The organism is Acinetobacter tandoii DSM 14970 = CIP 107469 (assembly GCF_000400735.1).
Lineage (GTDB): Bacteria > Pseudomonadota > Gammaproteobacteria > Pseudomonadales > Moraxellaceae > Acinetobacter > Acinetobacter tandoii.
On the sequence record NZ_KE007368.1, the window covers coordinates 415,118 to 432,407 of the forward strand.

Here is a 17,290-nt window from a genome sequence, read left to right on the forward strand (position 1 = left end):
TTTAAGACCTCACTCGCTGAATCTGCTTCTTAATTTTTGGAGCTAGTTTTTGCTTACGCGAGAAAATCGCGGCTGCCATTGCATAGACAAAAAGCACCAATGGGTAGGCCCAAATTCCAATTTCCTGTTTGCTGACACGCGTTTTAATCGCCATCATCGCGACAATTAAACTGGCAAAAATTAACAGTGCAGGAAATAGTTTTAAATAACGTCCCTGACGTGGACTCACTTCAGATAAAGCTACGGCTAATCCTAATGCTACAATCATGACCAGTGGAACGAACATCCGCCAACCCAACTCGCTGGCCACAATTGGATCATTACGGTTTTGCCATAACTTACCCGTGGTTAAGGCCTCAACTTCTGAGCTTTCGAATTTAGCTTCTTTATCATTTTCTAAACGTAAGCGATAACTTTGAAATTCGGCTTGGGTATATTTTGGCTGACCTGGATAAATTTCATAACGACGACCTTGTACCAAATCGACCACATTGGCAGTGTCATTCGCGACTTCAACCCGTGTTGCCTCTTTGGCCAAAATCATGACATCAGGCTTACCTTCTTTTTCTGCACGCTGATAAAAGAAAATATCTTTTAGATTTCGCCGATCTTCTGATAAATCGCCAGCGTAGATAGTATAAGGGCCTGAAGAAATGAATTCTTTCGGGCGCACCAAATCAAAACCTGTACGAACTGCCTGACTGGTGGTGAGCTGTTCAAATTGACGTAAGCCCCAAGGCGACATCCACAGCATTAACACACCCTGTAACAGCATAAACACCAAGGTCAAGGGAATAAGCATACGTGCCAATTGATGTCTACTAACGCCACTGCCATTTAGCACAGCCATTTCATGGTCGACATATAAACGACCAAACACCAGCATGAGACCAATGAAGAAACCCAAGGGAAAAATCAGCGTTAAAAACTCAGGCAAACGATAACCGATGATGCTGAATAAAATGCCTGCATCTAAACGACCTTGAGCAGCTACGCCGAAATACTTGATTAATCGGCCACCCATCATGATTAAGGTCAACAAGCCAATCACAACCAATGAATTAGACACCACTTGCTTGACTAAATAACGCCGAATAATCAAATTGATTCTTCCAATTTCAAAAAGAGTAAAAACTACCGTTAGTTTACCCGAATGTTAAAAATATAAAACCTATTCCCCTGCTTCTGCATTGAAACTCGAACCATAAAAATGTTTCAATGGCTGAATGACTTAAAACCCTCAAAGGCGTGAAGACCCCCTATGAAACTCAGCTTGAATACCGCTCTACCCGCTCCCGCTAACAATCAGGCTTTATTCATTTTAGCCGACAATACTCAGCTTGCTCAGATCGCATCAACATATCAAATCAATGACTTAGAGCAAATTGCACAAGCTACGCAATTTAAAGCTGGATTCAACGAAACTTTACCACTCTTGGCAAAGATTCCTGAATTTGCCCATGCCACTCTGATTGGACTCGACAAAGTTGAAGATTTGCAACCTGCAAAATTAGCAAAAATTGCACAAACTATTATCAAATCTTCACAAAAAAAATATCAGCAGATTCAAGTTGATCTGAATGCTTTGCCTGAAGCCTTGCATTATTTATTTGCCTTAAGCCTGACCCAAGCGGCTTATGGTTATGATGAGTTTAAATCGAAAAAGAACGAATTTTTACTCAATGAAATCGGACTCATTGCTGCGCAAAGTCCTTTAAATAATTCACAATTAAGCCTGATTCAAGCCATTCAATCGGGTCAGGATTATGCACGTGACTTAGGCAACCGTCCGGGCAATATCTGTTTCCCTGAATATTTAGCCGATCAAGCTTTGGCTTTGGCACAACAATACCCAGAACAACTCAAAGTCACCATCATTAATGAACAGGAAATGGCAGATCTGGGCATGTTTGCCTTTTTAGCGGTCAGCCGTGGTTCAGACCGCCCAGGTCGTATTATTACTCTCGAATATAAAGGTCAGCCAGATCAAGCACCTATCGTTTTGGTTGGCAAAGGCATCACTTTCGACACAGGTGGCATTTCACTGAAACCAGGTCTAGGCATGGACGAAATGAAATTCGATATGTGTGGTGCCGCCTCTGTACTTGGCACCTTACGTGCTTTATGTGAAGCTAAGTTACCAATTCATGTGGTAGGTGCAATTGCCGCCGCAGAAAATATGCCTTCTGGTCATGCAACCCGCCCAGGGGATATTGTCACCAGTATGAGTGGTCAAACGGTTGAAATTTTGAATACCGATGCTGAAGGCCGTTTGGTGCTCTGTGATACCCTGACCTACATCAAACGTTTTAACCCTGAATTGGTGATTGATATTGCGACCTTAACAGGTGCATGTGTGGTGGCTTTAGGTTCTGTCTTAACAGGCATGTTTACCCCAGACGATGAACTCGCTGCTGAATTAAATGCCGCAGGTCAGACCAGCTTTGACCGTGTATGGCGTATGCCTGTGATTGATGATTATCAAGAGCAGCTTGATTCACCTTTTGCTGACATTGGTAACATTGGTGGTCCAAAAGCAGGTGCAGTAACCGCTGCATGCTTCTTGCAACGCTTTACCCGTGAATACCGTTGGGCACATTTAGATATTGCAGGCACTGCATGGCTTTCAGGCAGCAGCAAAGGTGCAACAGGCCGTCCAGTACCGTTGTTAATGCAATTCTTAGCCAACCGTGTTAATACGAATGGCTAAAGTTAGCTTTTATCTGTTTGAAAAAAGTCCAGAACGGCAAGTCGAAAGTACTTGCCGTTTGTGTCGTAAAATTCTGCGTCAACCCAAACGGATTTGGCTCTATTGCCCCGATGCTGCATTACAGCAGCAATTGGATGAACGCTTATGGAGTTTCGATGCAGCCAGCTTTATTGGACATGGTATTGACCAAGAACATGCAAATGTCTGCATCTCGGCACGCTTACCCACAGAAAATGATTGGATTGTGTTTAATTTTAACAATCAGGCACTTGATCAATTTCATGAATTTAGCCAAATTATAGAAATTATTGAAAATAATGATTCTGCTAAACAGCTCGGTCGTGAAAAATTTAAACAATATCGACGTTTAGGCATTGAACCTCAAACTTTCAAGCTTTAACTGTTCAACCTTAGGGAGAAATATGGTGGCATTAAATGTCGGTCCAGATTTTAAACAGCGCTGGCTAGAAGCGCCTGAAGCTGTACGTCAGACATTTATGGATGATCTGAATCATATTTGTGATTTATTACAACCCGAGACACAGACTCAACTCTGGCTTGCAGCAGATCAGAAAGCTCAAGCACGAGCACAGCAGGTTATAGAACAAGCTTATGCAGATTTAAAAGCACGTCTGATAGAAGAAGCACGAATTCGTCGTCAATTGGCTTTAGAACAATCCTTAGCCAATAAGCGGGCTGCAACTGAACAATATGCCCAACAATTATTTGAGGATGAAAAACGTCAATATGCTGAACAAACACATACTTTAGACAGCTTGCGCCAGCATATTGAACAAGAAACGCTACGCTATACCGAACGCTATCATGTCAATGATAGTCACCAAAATCTGAACTTTGCCCCAGGCATGGTGCATGTTTCAGATCAACAAATTTTGTCTGAATTAGAAACTGTGCGCTTACGCTTAGAACTCGAGGCCGAAGCTCACATTGAACAAGCTGTGAGTAAATTCCGTAATAAATTACGTTCCGCAGCGCAAGAAGAAATTGAATACATATTACATAATTCTAATTTTTCTGATGTAAAACCAACCGTTTAATTTTTCTACTTCAATTTGATGGGTGTCATGAAAATGACACATAAATGTCACAATATAGTCATCACTTTAAAATAAACGCTTTAAAGTGTTGACGCCAAAAATTGACATATCAATAAATTAGGAAGAAAAAATGGACCTACTGAACCACGTTTCTCACCGCATTGCTGCTCTCGATTCAGGCGAACAATGGATTGTGTCTGCTCAAAAACTACTGATCAGCCGCACCGATTTTCAATCACTTTCGATCTTTCTTTCCCGCGAGTCAGAAAAAGGCCATTTCAGCATTTCCCCACAGGGACTCAACGCAAGCTACCATGCTGAACCCGTGGTGACGATTATTAAACATTAACTATTGACCATGAATCTTTAAATATTCGCTTCGCAAAGTTGAGTGACTTGTTTGCGCAAGTCACTCGATAAACTCAAGGGTTGCAAAAAAGATATTGCCCGCGCCATAACCAATACTGAGTAAAACGCCAATCCAGATTAAACTTCCAATGGTGTTGTACCACATAAAACTAGAAAACTTCATCTCTCCTGCACCCGCCGCAAAAGGAGCAAATGAGCGCACAAAAGGGATAAAACGCGCCAGAATAATGGTTTTGCCGCCATGTTTAACAAAGTAATGATTGGTTTTACTCAGATATTCAGGCTTCATCCAACGTGAATGACGATGTAGATACTTAAAGCCTAATTTTTTACCCGTATAATAATTCACGGCGTAACCTAATATCGCAGCAATTATGAGTAATATTCCCATACTATGTAGCTGAATAATCGCAGAGGATGAACACAAAGCGCCTACGGCGATCAATAAACTATCGCCAGGCAGAAAAAACATAAAGACAAAACCCGTTTCTGCAAAAATAATCAGAAACAAAATGGCATAAATCCATGTTCCATACTGCGACAGCAAAAGAGGCAGCATTTGTTCTAGATTTAGAAAAAAATCAAGCATTACATAAATCTAGGCTAATCAATTTAAGTATCACGTGCTTTGTTTCACTCGAATAAAAAGAAAACAGCCCTTTATTTTAGGCTGTTTTTGCATCTGATATGTATTTTTATTTTAAAAAGCCATTTGCCGCCAAGAAATCCATACTGATTTTAGACTGTGCTTGAGTCTCTGCTGCTTTATCACCTAGCAATAAACGTTCGATATAACGTGCTAAAACATCGACTTCCAAATTCACTTTCGAACCCGCTTTCCACGTGCCAATATTGGTACGTTCTGCCGTATGTGGAATTAAGTTCAGGCTAATAATATTACCGCGCAAATGGTTAATCGTTAAACTGATACCATCTACTGTCACCGACCCTTTCTCGGCCAAATATTTGGCAATTTCTACAGGTGCCGTCACTTCAAAATAAAGTGAACGCGCATCCTCACGGACCAAGGTAATTTCACCGACAGCATCAACATGACCACTAACAATATGTCCACCAAACCGTGTGGTCGGCAACATGGCTTTTTCTACATTGACAGGTTGTCCGACCTTCCAGTGACCCAACGTCGTTCGATTTAAACTTTCACGTGACACATCTGCAGCGTACCAATTGTCGCCCCATTCAATCACCGTTAAGCAAATCCCATTGGTTGCAATTGAGTCACCTAAGTGTACATCTGACATGTCCAAATCCGTTTGAATACGTAAACGTACATCACCACCCACGCTTTGCAAGCTTTCGACTCGACCAAGGCTTTCAATAATTCCTGTAAACATAATCTTTCTCTTTTTTTTGAATTTGGACTTACCACAATGCCAATTGGGTACTCACACCTGAGGTATCGACGCCACCCAATTCTGCGAAATGATACAGTTGACCGAGTAACTGACGTAATGGCGGACCTGGCTTCGCATGAGTATCGGTAATCACAATAAATTCCAATACACGTGCACGTTCCGACTGGCGTTGCTTACTCACGCGATAACGCGGAACATCTTGGGTTAACAACGTGACACGTCCACGCTCAAGATTGGCTTTAAGTAAATCGGCCGCTTCAATATTACCATCGGTTGAATAACTGGTCAGAATATAACGTGCATTGATGGTCGACAATAACTTTTCATAGGCTTCCTTAGCATACTTAGAAGAATTGTACGGACTCGGGCGCTCTTTACGCCATGCGCGGTCAATTCCACTCTTAAAACCTTTGGTGTCTGGACTAGGCAAATCTACTTGATCCCATAAGGTCAAGGCATTTAATACATGATAGTTACTGCTATAAGCATGTTGGTTATAAGGTGGATCTAAATACGCTACATCCACTTCAAAACCACTCATCTGATTGGCCAAATGCTGTGCATCGACACACCACATTTCTGCGGCAGGCCGTTTTGGATCGCCTATTTCACAAAAACGGCTTGGGGTCAGCCAAAGCAAGGATTCAATACGCTCCAGGGCTGTTTGGGTTTTACCACCCCAACCATGATGAAAACTTTTAAAGACACCACTGGTATTGCTGACAAAACTGGCTGAATACAATAATGGCGCCAATAAAGCACTCATTTCCACATCATCAATCGCACCTTGCGCTTGCCAAGTGGCAATTTGCTGACGAATTGCATCTATCCGCATGCCATTGCGACGTTTAAAGAACAATCGGTCACGGGCAGGGTCGTAAATTTCATCGTTACGTGGGCATAGGTTATGTGTCACCCAACCCTTGACTTCTGGCAGGCGGTTTAAATAGTCAATTGCCTTTTGATAGCCACCCAATTCTTTAAATGCAGGTGCATCCACACAGGCCAAAATGGCATGGTTCAAGGCATGACTATAAGGTTCCCAGTCATTGGCAATCACACGATAACCATTTTGACGGGCCAAACGGGAGACCACACCACTACCCGCAAAAAAGTCAGCAAAAATAGGCGAACGACCTTTGGCATTCAAGGTTCCCGTCTGTTCAAGTGCCTCTAAAATCAGATGTAATAAACGACGCTTGTTTCCTAAGTAAGGAACCAATTGATGGAATAAGTATTCGTCTGTGGTCCGTGCCGCGTGACGTCGTTTATGATAAACCGTAGACTCTTGATTCATATAGACTCTTGAAGGGGAGTTAGTCTTAAGCGCACATCATTTCCAACTTGGGAAACATCGATGAGCTTAAATCGAAGTTGCTCTGCCAAATGCTCAAACTCTGCATTAAACATCGCGCGTGCGGATTGACCTAATAAGGTGGGTGCAACATAACTGATCAGCTCATCCACCAAACCCTGCTGTAGGAAAGCACTGGATAAAGTCGCACCTGCTTCTACCAACACATCGTAAATTTGAAAATCTTTTAAGGTTCTTAATAAACTTTCTAAAGATTGAATTTCTAACTGTATCACACCCAACTGCGCCAGTTCAGGACGGAAGGGTCCCATGACCATGACCGTATCGGGTTGTTGTAAAATTTGGGCATCTAAAGGTAGTCGGCCTTGTCGATCTAAAATAACGCGTTTGGGCTGAACCACGGTATTGATATCTTCAACATCTGGCAGTTGACGCACATTTAATAAACAGTCATCTGCTAAAACCGTATCAATGCCTGTAATCACTGCGCCTGAAATGGCACGCCAATGCTGAACATCCAATCGAGCCTCTGCGCCAGTAATCCATTTCGATTCCCCTGATGCCATTGCAGTTCGACCATCTAAACTGGAAGCAACTTTCAAGCGCACATAAGGCAAACCTATTGCCATCGCCTTAAGAAAGCCACGGTTCAATGTCGCAGCTTCAGCCTCACACACCCCAGTCCTGACTTGAATACCGGCTTCCTGAAGAATATGAATACCTTTACCTGCCACTAAAGGATTAGGGTCGGAACAAGCAACGACAACTTGGGCTATTCCCGCTTCAACCAAGCCTTTGGCACAAGGCGGAGTCCGACCATAATGTGCACAAGGTTCTAAAGTAACATAAGCCGTTGCACCATGTGTTAAATCACCTGCTTGCCGCATGGCAAATACTTCTGCGTGAGGTTGTCCCGCACGTGGATGAAACCCCTCACCCACTAACTGTCCATCTTTGACAATCACACAACCCACATTTGGATTTGGCTTAGTGGAATACTGCCCCTGTTGTGCCAAACGGATAGCACGTTGCATCCACATTTGGTCTTGGTTTAACTCAGACATGGGCATACTCATTCATGTTCACGTTGCTGCATCTGTTCAATTTGACGACGAAAAGCTTCTACATCCTGAAAGTCCTGATAGACCGAAGCAAAACGCACATAAGCGACATGATCCAAAGCAAATAAAGCTTGCATGACAATTTCACCGATGGTGCGTGACTTCACATCACGTTCTCCTAAACGACGAATATGCAGTTGAATATCGCTCAACACAGCTTCAATTTGTTCTTGTGTGACGGGACGCTTTTGTAAAGCATGCATTAACGAACGACGTAGCTTTGCTTCGTCAAAAGGCTCATTTTTACCGTCTGATTTAATCACACGTGGCATGACTACTTCAAAACTTTCAAATGTGGTAAAACGCTCACCGCAACTAATACATTCACGGCGACGTCTAATTTGACAGCCTTCAGCGGCTAAGCGCGAGTCAATAACTTTACTGTCTGCGGCGTTGCAAAAAGGACAATGCATGGCGGTTGAATTAAACATAACATTCTTGAATTCTGAGTGTAGCAAAAATTCTGGTTTTTGTAGAGCATTACGCTAGATATGGAAAAAAAACAGCCCTTTCGGGCTGTTTTACACAATATATTGATTATATCGTAAGAAAATTATTCAATGCGTTCGCCATGTTGACTTAAGTCAAGACCCATACGTTCATCATCAGCTTCAACACGGATACCAATCACAACATCAATTACTTTTAGGATTATGAAAGTTAACACTGCAGAGTAAGCAATAGTCGCAAGTACACCTTCAATTTGAACCCACAATTGGCTCATCATATTTGCAGGTGCTTTATCTCCCATGATGAATTCACTGGCAAAGACTGCTGTGAGAATCGCGCCAACAATACCGCCAACACCGTGTAAGCCGAAAGCATCTAATGAGTCATCTGCTTTAAGGGCACGTTTCAGACCTGTAATCCCCCAGAAGCAGACCACACCACCAATTAGACCCATCGCCAAGGCACCACCAACGGTCACGAAACCAGCCGCAGGAGTAATCACAACCAGACCAGCTACCGCACCAGATGCGCCACCCAGTACAGATGCTTTACCGCGTACCACTTTTTCAGTAATTAACCATGCAATTGCCGCTGCTGCCGCTGCAACTTGTGTGGTGACCAGTGCATAACCTGCGGAACCATTTGCACCCAATGCTGAACCGCCGTTAAAACCAAACCAGCCAACCCAAACAAGGCTTGCACCAATCACCGTTAACGTCAGGTTATGCGGTGCCATAGATTCACGACCTAGCCCCATACGTTTACCTAACATATATGCTGCAACTAGACCCGCAACACCTGAGTTAATATGTACGACTGTACCACCCGCAAAATCAAGTGCACCATCGTTAAATAACCAGCCACCACCCCAGACCCAGTGGGTAATTGGTGCATACACCACAACCACCCAGATCGCGATAAATGCGACAAAGGCTCCAAATTTCATTCGTTCTGCAATTGAACCACTGATAATAGCAACTGTAATAATCGCAAAAGTCATTTGGAAAATAACAAACAGAATTTCAGGAATTGTGCCTGTTAATGCGGTTGTGGTAATCCCTGACAACATGATCTTGTCAAACCCACCAATAAAGGCATTTCCTTCAGTAAATGCAAGTGTATAACCTACAATTACCCAAGCAAGGCTCACTACTGCTGCTGCAACAAAACTATGTGCCATGGTGCTTAATACGTTTTTCTTACGAACCATCCCGCCGTAGAAAAGCGCCAAGCCAGGAATGGTCATTAACAAGACCAATGCTGTGGAAACTAGAATCCAAGCTGTATCACCCGTATCGAGGGTTGGTTCTTCAGCCACAGGAGCTGCAGCTTCTTCAACTGGAGCAGGTGTCGCAACTGCTTGTACATCTGGCGATGCCGCTGCAGTCGTTTCAACTGTTGTTGTGACTTCTTCTGATGGAGCAGATGCGGTTACGTCTTCAGCCCAAGCAACAGAACCACCTAAAAGTGCGCCTGATAGACTCAGCGCGAGTAGCATTTTTTTCATTCGTGTCCCCCAACCTAATTTTGCGAGTTACTCGATACTCTGCAAACTTTATGCCAAATTAAACAGCATCTGGACCTGTTTCACCTGTACGAATACGGATTACTTGCTCTAAGTTAGTTACAAAGATTTTTCCGTCACCAATTTTTCCAGTGCTCGCAACACGAGTGACCGATTCAATCACTGCATCAACCATTTCATCGCTAATCGCGATTTCAATTTTAACTTTTGGAAGAAAATCAACGACATACTCTGCGCCACGATACAGCTCAGTATGACCTTTTTGACGGCCAAAACCTTTGACCTCTGTCACAGTGATCCCTTGGACACCAATTTCTGACAATGCTTCACGCACATCATCTAATTTAAAGGGTTTTACAATTGCAGTTACTAGCTTCATGTTTGTTTTTCCTTCGGCTTTTTTCACCAGTAAGGTTTTATGTTCAATTTTCGTGCCAAGATTTCTAAGGTTGAGGGAAATAAAAACCTGATACACAACTCTATTTATACCTTATTTTTATCTTTTAATCGAAGCTTAGGTCTTTAATATTCGAGATTTTTAGCCAAAAGTCGGCTATTTTCGCCAGATCATGTTCAGGATTATTGAGATAGCACTATAGTCTCTGTCGAAGCAGTGCTACACTGCTCCCGCTCTTCTTCAGCAATGTGGATACAACAATGATTGAAACTTTATTACAAGCCATTCTAGAACAAATAGAACAACCAAAAACCGATTTGGAACATAATTTAAGAGCCCTATTAAATGAGGCCGTGACGAAAATGGATTTGGTTTCTCGTGACGAAATTGAACGTCAGAAAACTGCGCTTAACAATGCCAATCAACGCTTAACCGAATTACTCCTGCAAGTCGAAGCTCTTGAACAAAAAATTCAGAACAAAAAATAAGCACATTATTAGTGCAATAGAAAACCAATAACGATCAAAAATAATGCACCAAAATGGAACAATAACATGTCTTTTGCCAAAATAAATACGCGAGGGCTATTGGGTCTGCACGCCCCACTGATTGAAGTCGAAGTTCATTTAAGTCAAGGATTACCATCACTTACTATTGTAGGATTAGCAGAAGCTGCTGTTCGGGAAAGTAAAGATCGGGTTCGTTCAGCCATTATTAATAGTGGCTTTCAATTCCCAAGTAAGCGACTCACGATTAATCTCGCACCCGCAGATTTGCCCAAAGATGGTTCACGCCTAGATTTACCGATAGCGTTGGGTATTTTAATTGCATCTGGGCAACTCCCAGAACAAAATATCGATCATCTTGAATTTATTGGAGAATTGGCACTAGATGGTCAATTACGTCCAACCACTGGGACTTTAAGTATTGCCATCGCATGTCAGCAAGCTCAGCACCAATTGGTTTTGCCCGAACAAAATGCATTTGAAGCAGCACAACTACCCCATTTTGATGTGTATGCAGCAAAAAATCTCAAAGAAGTTTGTGAACACTTAAGCCAACACAAACCGTTATCTCCAGTGCAAAAGCCTGTCGACTCGCCTTTACATCGCTATAAATTTGATCTGGCTGATGTGAAAGGACAACTTCGTCCACGGCGTGCTTTAGAAATTGCAGCAGCAGGTGGTCACTCCTTACTGTTTCGCGGCCCCCCTGGCACAGGCAAAACCTTATTGGCATCGCGTCTACCTAGTATTCTGCCACCGCTCAGTTCTAGTGAGAATTTAGAAGTAGCCAGTATTTATTCTGTTGCCAATACGCAGCATCATTTTGGACACCGCCCCTTTCGCGCGCCACATCATACCGCTTCAGCCATTGCCTTGGTGGGTGGAGGTTGTCGGTTCCACAAATAAATCAGAGTTTACACAAATAAACTAGAGTGATTAAAAAAACTATATTATTTATACACTAACTTCATTAAATCCAATAAGAGACATGTCTACTACGAACAATGAAAAAGTGGTAACTATTGATTGTTTTCCAAATGATAATATACGCAGAGTAGCGTATAGATATGGTGGCTTTTGTCGGAATGAAGGTAGTGACGCCACAAACCCTTTAATAGAAGTTTTATTAATAGAAATTGGTAAGAATGACCAATGGCTTGATTTGAAGAAATGCTCTACTTTTTTCGTACCATTTCTGGACATTGATGCTGTCCAACAATGTAGTATTTGGAAAGGTAATGTATTAACAGATGAAGTCTATAATTTCTTAGGAAAGCTATCCTCTCGACAATTTATATTTGATTTTACAAATCATAAGCCAAAAAACATTAGATCTATAGATAAGATTCCAAACACATCTGAATATTATATTCCTCTTAAAAAAATTATGCTGCCTCAAAAAAATGATTATGTTATTCAAGGCTACCCTTTTAACAAATATAGTCCTGAGTCATATCATAAAGTAAATTATTGCCTAATGTTATCTAATGACAATATCCAAGTAATCACTTCCGCAGTTCATATCTTGCATAGCCTATTTGTCAATCGCAAAGATATTAGAGGATCACTATTATTCACACCAATCCAAACCATTGTTAATCGTTATCTTGAGTTCTATACAACAGAAATTATTGATGACCAAACTGATTATAAAATTAAGATAAGAAAACCATATGGACACTTGGGCGATACAGCCATTATCTTTCTTGCAAATCTTGCATTGAATGAACACGTACAAAATATTATTGATAAAATTCAATATAGTATGGAAATATCTAATTTCAATGCTTTGTCTTTGCAAAACAATAATAATGCAAGGTATCCCATTGTACTTCCCCCACATCCAACAAAGCTTTCTGTTGAAGCGGAAGGCATTTGGTTAGATGATAAAAAAGAACGATTCTTCATCACTCGATTCAAAAGAGTTGATCCTATCGACGATCATGTAATTGATGTAAATCAAGACCATGTAGATACTGTACCGAAAGATACTGATCATAAACCTATACCACGCGAAAGAAGCAAGAATAAGAATGAACACATCAATACTCAACAGCCACCCTCAAGAGTTAATGGTGAGTACCGAAAAAGGTCAGATGTTCAGGCAGGAAATACTCATGGAATACTAAAATACTCATTTAATGAACCTAAAAGTGATCCAGTAAAAGTTGATACCAATATTCAATCCTATACCGATAAGTCTGAGGATGTTGAAACTTCTTCAGATCAACCTTATGGTAATGAAAAATCAGATGTTAAGAAATCTGAAACAGTCGATAAACCACCCGTAAGAGATGAACGCTTTGATATTGAATATATTATTCAATCACTTCAGAGCCTAGTCTTAAAAAAAGACTCACCATTAAAACAGGTGTCCTCAGTTAATGAATCTGGCAATAATGTAGCTGGATTCAATTTACTTCAAATCAAACCTCTTATTCCTGCTCCAGAACACCCATCTTGGGTTGATGCAAAATTAGGAAGAAAAATTTTATTTTTAAAACTTGAATTAGAAAACCACAATGGTCATTGTTATTTAATTGATATCCACAAAAACAGAAATCATGAAGCTTTCTGTGCTTTTCTTATTCTTACAAATTATAAGCTAACCAGTAATCAAATAAAAAAAATATGTATAGCGCTTGAAAAAACAAAAGGTGTTAAGAGATGGTGTCAGGAATGTAGCAGATTTACTAAAAAAATTATACCTATTACACACTCATGTGCTACGCCCGATGAGTGGGCTAATAAATTTGGAAGCTTATTTTTAAATTTAAGCAAGTAGATCAAAATAGCCTTTAATCCAATAGCTTAACTGAAGGAAATATGTTTCAATTAGACATAGATTAAGGGTTAATTTCTTATATTTCTTCATGTTATCCAATTTTAATCTAATAAAATTTAATATTTTATTATTGGTCAATTTATTTCAAGAGAAAAAATATGGCTACAAGTGTAATTAAAGCATTTGATGATTTCATGAAAGAAACTGTAAATCTAGATCAATCAAGAGTTGCTACAGCTCGAAATAGTAGAAACTGGCTTCTAGACAGGATTGCCTCATTTCCAGAGAATGACTTGTCTTTCCCAATTTTGCATAATGAATATAACCTAAATTATGGTTCATTTGAACGAAAAACAAAAACAAGACCTCTTGATGATATTGATATGATGATTGGCATCAAAGCTGATGGCTGTACTTATATCGAAACGAACGTTAATGATGTCAAAATTTATTTTCCTGATCATTATAATGGTCGTCTCAATGCTTTTAGGCATACAACTTACGGAAAGGAAAGTACTCTAAGTTCTACAAGAGTGGTAAACAAATTTATTAAGAATCTTTGTGAAATAGATCAATATAGTAAAGCTGAAATTAAACGTACAGGTGAAGCTGCTACTTTAAAACTCATTTCATATGAATGGAATTTTGATCTTTTGCCATGCTTTATGACAACATCAGAAAGTGATGGTAGATCTTATTATTTAATTCCAAATGGAAATGGCGATTGGAAGAAAACAGACCCTAGAAAAGATCGAGCAAGATTAAGCTCAATCAATCAATCATGTAATGGCTACGTCTTAAATGTTATTCGGGCTTTTAAGTACTGGAACCAGCGCCCCTATCAAACTAGATTGCCATCATATTTACTTGAGACAATGATTAGCGATTACTATCAAAATGAAATTCATTACTCAAGAAGCAGTCAAGTCTCAAAATATGTGGATATGGAATTCATAAAAGTTCTTGAGTATTTAATAGATAACATATATTTGACTGTCCATGACCCAAAAGATATCACATATAATATTAATGACTTAAATTTTGAACACCAGCAATCTATGCGTACTAGATTCAGTGTTACACTAGAAAAAGCTAGACTGGCTAGACAATATGAATCAGATACAAAACCGAAGGAATCTATTAAGAAATGGCGAGAAATTTTTGGTGATGATTTTCCTGAATACACTGGAACATAAATATGTCAAATATCGCTCAACGCCAAAATGAGCCTGAAAATATCAAGATATTACAAGCTCAAAGACAAATGTACTCAGATGTAAAATTTCGAATGATATTGATTTTTGGAGTGGGCGTTATTCTTCCAATAATTGTTTCATTTTTAACATTTGCACTCAATAATGATTTTTTCGCAAAATTATTAGCATTTGAAAAAAAAGATATAGGTTACTTCTCAGCATGTATCGGGATATTCTCAGCTATCGTTGTTGAAGTAATTAGCAATTTTTTAAAAAAAATGAAAGAAGATGCTGCCAAAATCCAAGAAGTATTTGATACAAATGTGTTCGATCTACCTTGGGATAGCATTAATATCGGGAAAAAGCCTGATCACAGTCTAATATTTAAAAAAAGTAAAGAATTCAATAAACGACATCCTACTTATACTGGATTTGATGATTGGTACACTCTTAAAGCTGCAACATTCAAATATCCTGAGGCAATAGCATTTTGCCAACAACAAAACCTTAATTGGGATAGCTCATTAAGAAAAGATATTGTAACAGCTTCAAAATGGATATTAGTTGTTATCATTTTAATAATGCTAGTGCTAGGCATTATAAATGATTTCACCTTAAGAAACCTTCTAACAAATGTTGTATTACTTGTATTACCAATTTGCTTATTTTTCTACAAAATAATTACAGAGAATAATGAAACAATTCAAGAAATGGATCGATTGAGAGAAATTAATGAAAATTTAATTGATTCTACAATTTCAAATAGCTTGAATAATACTAATTTTATATCCAAATGTCGCCAACTACAAACAGCCATTTACAGCCATAGAAAATCCGCAAGACCAATACCCAATTGGCTACATAAAAGAAGGAAAAAATATCAAGAAGAGGAATCTGCTGATAGGATGCAACAATATCTAGATACACATCAATAAGCTGTCATTAAAAAGTAAACATGTATTCTTTTCCGAATTGGTTTGATACTCTCTCCACCCATTGCTCTATTTTATCAGCTGTCATGACTTGAAAATCTCGCCAATAATATTTCATCTGCTTCCATACCATCTCGATTCGATTTAACTCAGGGCTATAAGCTGGAATAAAATACAAATTCGTCGAAAAGTTACTTTTAAGTAGCTCTCTGTAATCAGCCATCTTTTTACTTCTATGAATCGAGGCATTATCAACAATAAGAACCAATGGAAGGTTATAAGTCTGTTTTACTTGTTGAGCTATTCCAGTTAAATAGGCATAAAACCAAGTGCTTGTAACTGACTCTTGTAAACAACTTGTCACCAGTTTCCCCGTTGAAAGCAAACACCCCATGACATTAACTCGTTTTAATCTTATTGCATCAACCGCATGAACATCACCTATCTTTGTCCATGCATAGCGGTTATCAGGTGTAGATGAAAACCCTGTTTCATCAACATAACCTAATATAATTTCACCACGTGCCGCTTGCTCTCGTAATTTTTCAATCTGCTGTGTTGCTTGTTCAAATGCAATCGGATCTCTTTTTTTTCAAGCTATGACGGGTACGCTTGAAGACCATACCTGAATCACGTAAAAACTTACGAATGGTTTCAACAGACACGGACACTTCGTATTCTTCATGTAGTTTGACTCGGATTTGTTCTGCATTGAGTGGACTTGTATTGACCCAATCTAGGATTTTCGCCTGATAGTCTGAGATCAATGTATTGGGCCGACCTGAGCGATGACCTTCTTTAATCGATTCAAACTCATACAATTCCCAACGTCGGCGTTGTAGCCTTATGGTTTCTGGGATACGTTCTTGTAGAGTGGCAACTTCCGCAACACTTTTACCTTCAGAAAGCCAGAGAATAGTTTGGGCACGTTGTCTTTCACGCCAATGTTTTGCATGCTTGGCCAGAAAAATGAGTCGTTCTCGCTGTTCTAAACTAAGTGGTACAGAAACAATTCGAGGCATGTGTGAACATCTGTTAACTAAAAAAACTTTTTCGCATGATTAGTTATTTTTGTCAACTTAAAGAAGAGTAAGAGTAATACTCTTTTAGACGAGAATTATCAAATGTTTGGGGAGTTTCTAAAAACTTACAAAGGGCCATTACCTGAAATTAAATCACAAAAAGCAGAGATCGAAGAAGACTATATAGAAAAATACAAAAAATACTCTAAAGAACCCCGTGACGAATTTGACTTGATAGAGAACACGTCTATGAAAATTGGTGGTCGGACTGTATTTGGAGGATATGGTACTGGAAAAAAACGCTAAAAATTAGGGCAATAATTCTTTCATGTCTACTTCTAGTGCGGTGGCGATTTCATACAGCTTTTCAACAGTAAGGTTTACTTCGCCACGCTCAATGCGACCGATATAACTGCGGTCAATACCACACTGTAACGCTAAAGCTTCTTGTGTAATTTTTTTCTCTTTTCTTTTTTTGCGTATTAATTGACCAATCTCAATAGATAATTCTAACATTTAAAATAAATT

Annotated in this window: 20 protein-coding genes and 1 pseudogene; 10 read left to right on the plus strand and 11 right to left on the minus strand. The window is 39.7% G+C overall.

What is annotated here, in order from left to right; all coding sequences use genetic code 11:
* Nucleotide 1: 1 nt before the first annotated feature.
* Complete coding sequence (lptF, locus tag I593_RS15335; protein WP_016168491.1) at nucleotides 2–1,102, minus strand: LPS export ABC transporter permease LptF; 1,101 nt, start codon at nucleotides 1,100–1,102, stop codon at nucleotides 2–4.
* Nucleotides 1,103–1,261: 159 nt separating this feature from the next.
* Between lptF and I593_RS15340 the strand changes: the two genes are divergently transcribed.
* The 4 genes from I593_RS15340 (at nucleotide 1,262) to I593_RS15355 (ending at nucleotide 4,117) form a co-directional block, all read left to right on the plus strand.
* On the plus strand, nucleotides 1,262–2,710 hold the full coding sequence (locus I593_RS15340) for a leucyl aminopeptidase (RefSeq protein WP_016168492.1): 1,449 nt from the start codon (nucleotides 1,262–1,264) through the stop codon (nucleotides 2,708–2,710).
* Nucleotides 2,703–3,110, plus strand: a complete 408-nt coding sequence (locus I593_RS15345; RefSeq protein ID WP_016168493.1) for a DNA polymerase III subunit chi — start codon at nucleotides 2,703–2,705, stop codon at nucleotides 3,108–3,110. The genes I593_RS15340 and I593_RS15345 overlap by 8 nt, the downstream gene beginning before the upstream one ends.
* Nucleotides 3,111–3,132: 22 nt before the next feature.
* A complete protein-coding gene (blhA, locus tag I593_RS15350; protein ID WP_016168494.1) occupies nucleotides 3,133–3,768 on the plus strand; it encodes a cell division protein BlhA in 636 nt (211 codons plus the stop codon).
* A 130-nt stretch (nucleotides 3,769–3,898) separates the two neighbouring features.
* Entirely contained in the window at nucleotides 3,899–4,117 is a 219-nt protein-coding gene (locus I593_RS15355; protein WP_016168495.1) for a hypothetical protein, read from the plus strand.
* Between the two features lie 60 nt (nucleotides 4,118–4,177).
* On the opposite strand, the gene I593_RS15360 is transcribed toward I593_RS15355, so the two are convergent.
* The 7 genes from I593_RS15360 to glnK all read right to left on the minus strand — a co-directional run bounded on the left by I593_RS15360 (nucleotide 4,178) and on the right by glnK (nucleotide 10,303).
* The gene (locus tag I593_RS15360) at nucleotides 4,178–4,726 is read right to left on the minus strand and encodes a VTT domain-containing protein (protein WP_016168496.1); all 549 of its coding nucleotides are present in this window, start codon (nucleotides 4,724–4,726) and stop codon (nucleotides 4,178–4,180) included.
* A 106-nt stretch (nucleotides 4,727–4,832) separates the two neighbouring features.
* Nucleotides 4,833–5,492, minus strand: coding sequence for a riboflavin synthase (locus tag I593_RS15365; protein WP_016168497.1), 660 nt, complete (start codon nucleotides 5,490–5,492; stop codon nucleotides 4,833–4,835).
* Between the two features lie 28 nt (nucleotides 5,493–5,520).
* On the minus strand, nucleotides 5,521–6,810 hold the full coding sequence (locus tag I593_RS15370) for a DNA adenine methylase (protein WP_016168498.1): 1,290 nt from the start codon (nucleotides 6,808–6,810) through the stop codon (nucleotides 5,521–5,523).
* Entirely contained in the window at nucleotides 6,807–7,892 is a 1,086-nt protein-coding gene (gene ribD, locus I593_RS15375; RefSeq protein ID WP_016168499.1) for a bifunctional diaminohydroxyphosphoribosylaminopyrimidine deaminase/5-amino-6-(5-phosphoribosylamino)uracil reductase RibD, read from the minus strand. The genes I593_RS15370 and ribD overlap by 4 nt, the downstream gene beginning before the upstream one ends.
* An 8-nt stretch (nucleotides 7,893–7,900) precedes the next feature.
* Nucleotides 7,901–8,362 carry a transcriptional regulator NrdR gene (gene nrdR, locus I593_RS15380; RefSeq protein ID WP_026441105.1) on the minus strand — a complete coding sequence of 154 codons (462 nt, stop codon included), beginning with the start codon at nucleotides 8,360–8,362 and terminating at the stop codon, nucleotides 7,901–7,903.
* 140 nt (nucleotides 8,363–8,502) lie between these two features.
* Nucleotides 8,503–9,906, minus strand: coding sequence for an ammonium transporter (locus tag I593_RS15385; RefSeq protein WP_016168501.1), 1,404 nt, complete (start codon nucleotides 9,904–9,906; stop codon nucleotides 8,503–8,505).
* Between the two features lie 58 nt (nucleotides 9,907–9,964).
* On the minus strand, nucleotides 9,965–10,303 hold the full coding sequence (glnK, locus tag I593_RS15390) for a P-II family nitrogen regulator (protein WP_016168502.1): 339 nt from the start codon (nucleotides 10,301–10,303) through the stop codon (nucleotides 9,965–9,967).
* Between the two features lie 278 nt (nucleotides 10,304–10,581).
* On the opposite strand from glnK, the gene I593_RS15395 reads away from it, so the two are divergent.
* The 5 genes and pseudogenes from I593_RS15395 (at nucleotide 10,582) to I593_RS15415 (ending at nucleotide 15,743) form a co-directional block, all read left to right on the plus strand.
* On the plus strand, nucleotides 10,582–10,809 hold the full coding sequence (locus tag I593_RS15395) for an accessory factor UbiK family protein (protein ID WP_016168503.1): 228 nt from the start codon (nucleotides 10,582–10,584) through the stop codon (nucleotides 10,807–10,809).
* Nucleotides 10,810–10,875: 66 nt separating this feature from the next.
* Nucleotides 10,876–11,715, plus strand: a pseudogene (locus tag I593_RS15400) (YifB family Mg chelatase-like AAA ATPase); the annotation flags it as partial.
* A gap of 100 nt (nucleotides 11,716–11,815) precedes the next feature.
* On the plus strand, nucleotides 11,816–13,612 hold the full coding sequence (locus I593_RS15405) for a hypothetical protein (RefSeq protein WP_016168505.1): 1,797 nt from the start codon (nucleotides 11,816–11,818) through the stop codon (nucleotides 13,610–13,612).
* A gap of 158 nt (nucleotides 13,613–13,770) precedes the next feature.
* The gene (locus tag I593_RS15410; RefSeq protein WP_016168506.1) at nucleotides 13,771–14,808 is read left to right on the plus strand and encodes a hypothetical protein; all 1,038 of its coding nucleotides are present in this window, start codon (nucleotides 13,771–13,773) and stop codon (nucleotides 14,806–14,808) included.
* Nucleotides 14,809–14,810: 2 nt separating this feature from the next.
* On the plus strand, nucleotides 14,811–15,743 hold the full coding sequence (locus tag I593_RS15415) for an S-4TM family putative pore-forming effector (RefSeq protein WP_016168507.1): 933 nt from the start codon (nucleotides 14,811–14,813) through the stop codon (nucleotides 15,741–15,743).
* 7 nt (nucleotides 15,744–15,750) lie between these two features.
* On the opposite strand, the gene I593_RS15420 is transcribed toward I593_RS15415, so the two are convergent.
* Together I593_RS15420 and I593_RS15425 are read right to left on the minus strand one after the other, a co-directional pair.
* Nucleotides 15,751–16,317: an IS630 family transposase gene (locus I593_RS15420; RefSeq protein ID WP_121533679.1), complete on the minus strand. Its 567-nt coding sequence runs from the start codon at nucleotides 16,315–16,317 to the stop codon at nucleotides 15,751–15,753.
* Nucleotides 16,307–16,762, minus strand: coding sequence for a helix-turn-helix domain-containing protein (locus I593_RS15425; protein ID WP_004973749.1), 456 nt, complete (start codon nucleotides 16,760–16,762; stop codon nucleotides 16,307–16,309). Before I593_RS15425 ends, I593_RS15420 begins: the two co-directional genes overlap by 11 nt.
* Before the next feature lie 102 nt (nucleotides 16,763–16,864).
* Here I593_RS15425 and I593_RS15430 point away from each other — a divergent pair, with 102 nt between their 5' ends.
* Nucleotides 16,865–17,068: a hypothetical protein gene (locus I593_RS15430; protein ID WP_016168508.1), complete on the plus strand. Its 204-nt coding sequence runs from the start codon at nucleotides 16,865–16,867 to the stop codon at nucleotides 17,066–17,068.
* A 3-nt stretch (nucleotides 17,069–17,071) separates the two neighbouring features.
* Here the strand turns inward: I593_RS15430 and I593_RS15435 are convergent, their stop codons facing one another.
* Nucleotides 17,072–17,278 (minus strand): helix-turn-helix domain-containing protein, encoded by a 207-nt coding sequence (locus tag I593_RS15435; RefSeq protein WP_005401581.1) that lies wholly within the window; start codon nucleotides 17,276–17,278, stop codon nucleotides 17,072–17,074.
* Nucleotides 17,279–17,290: the final 12 nt, after the last annotated feature.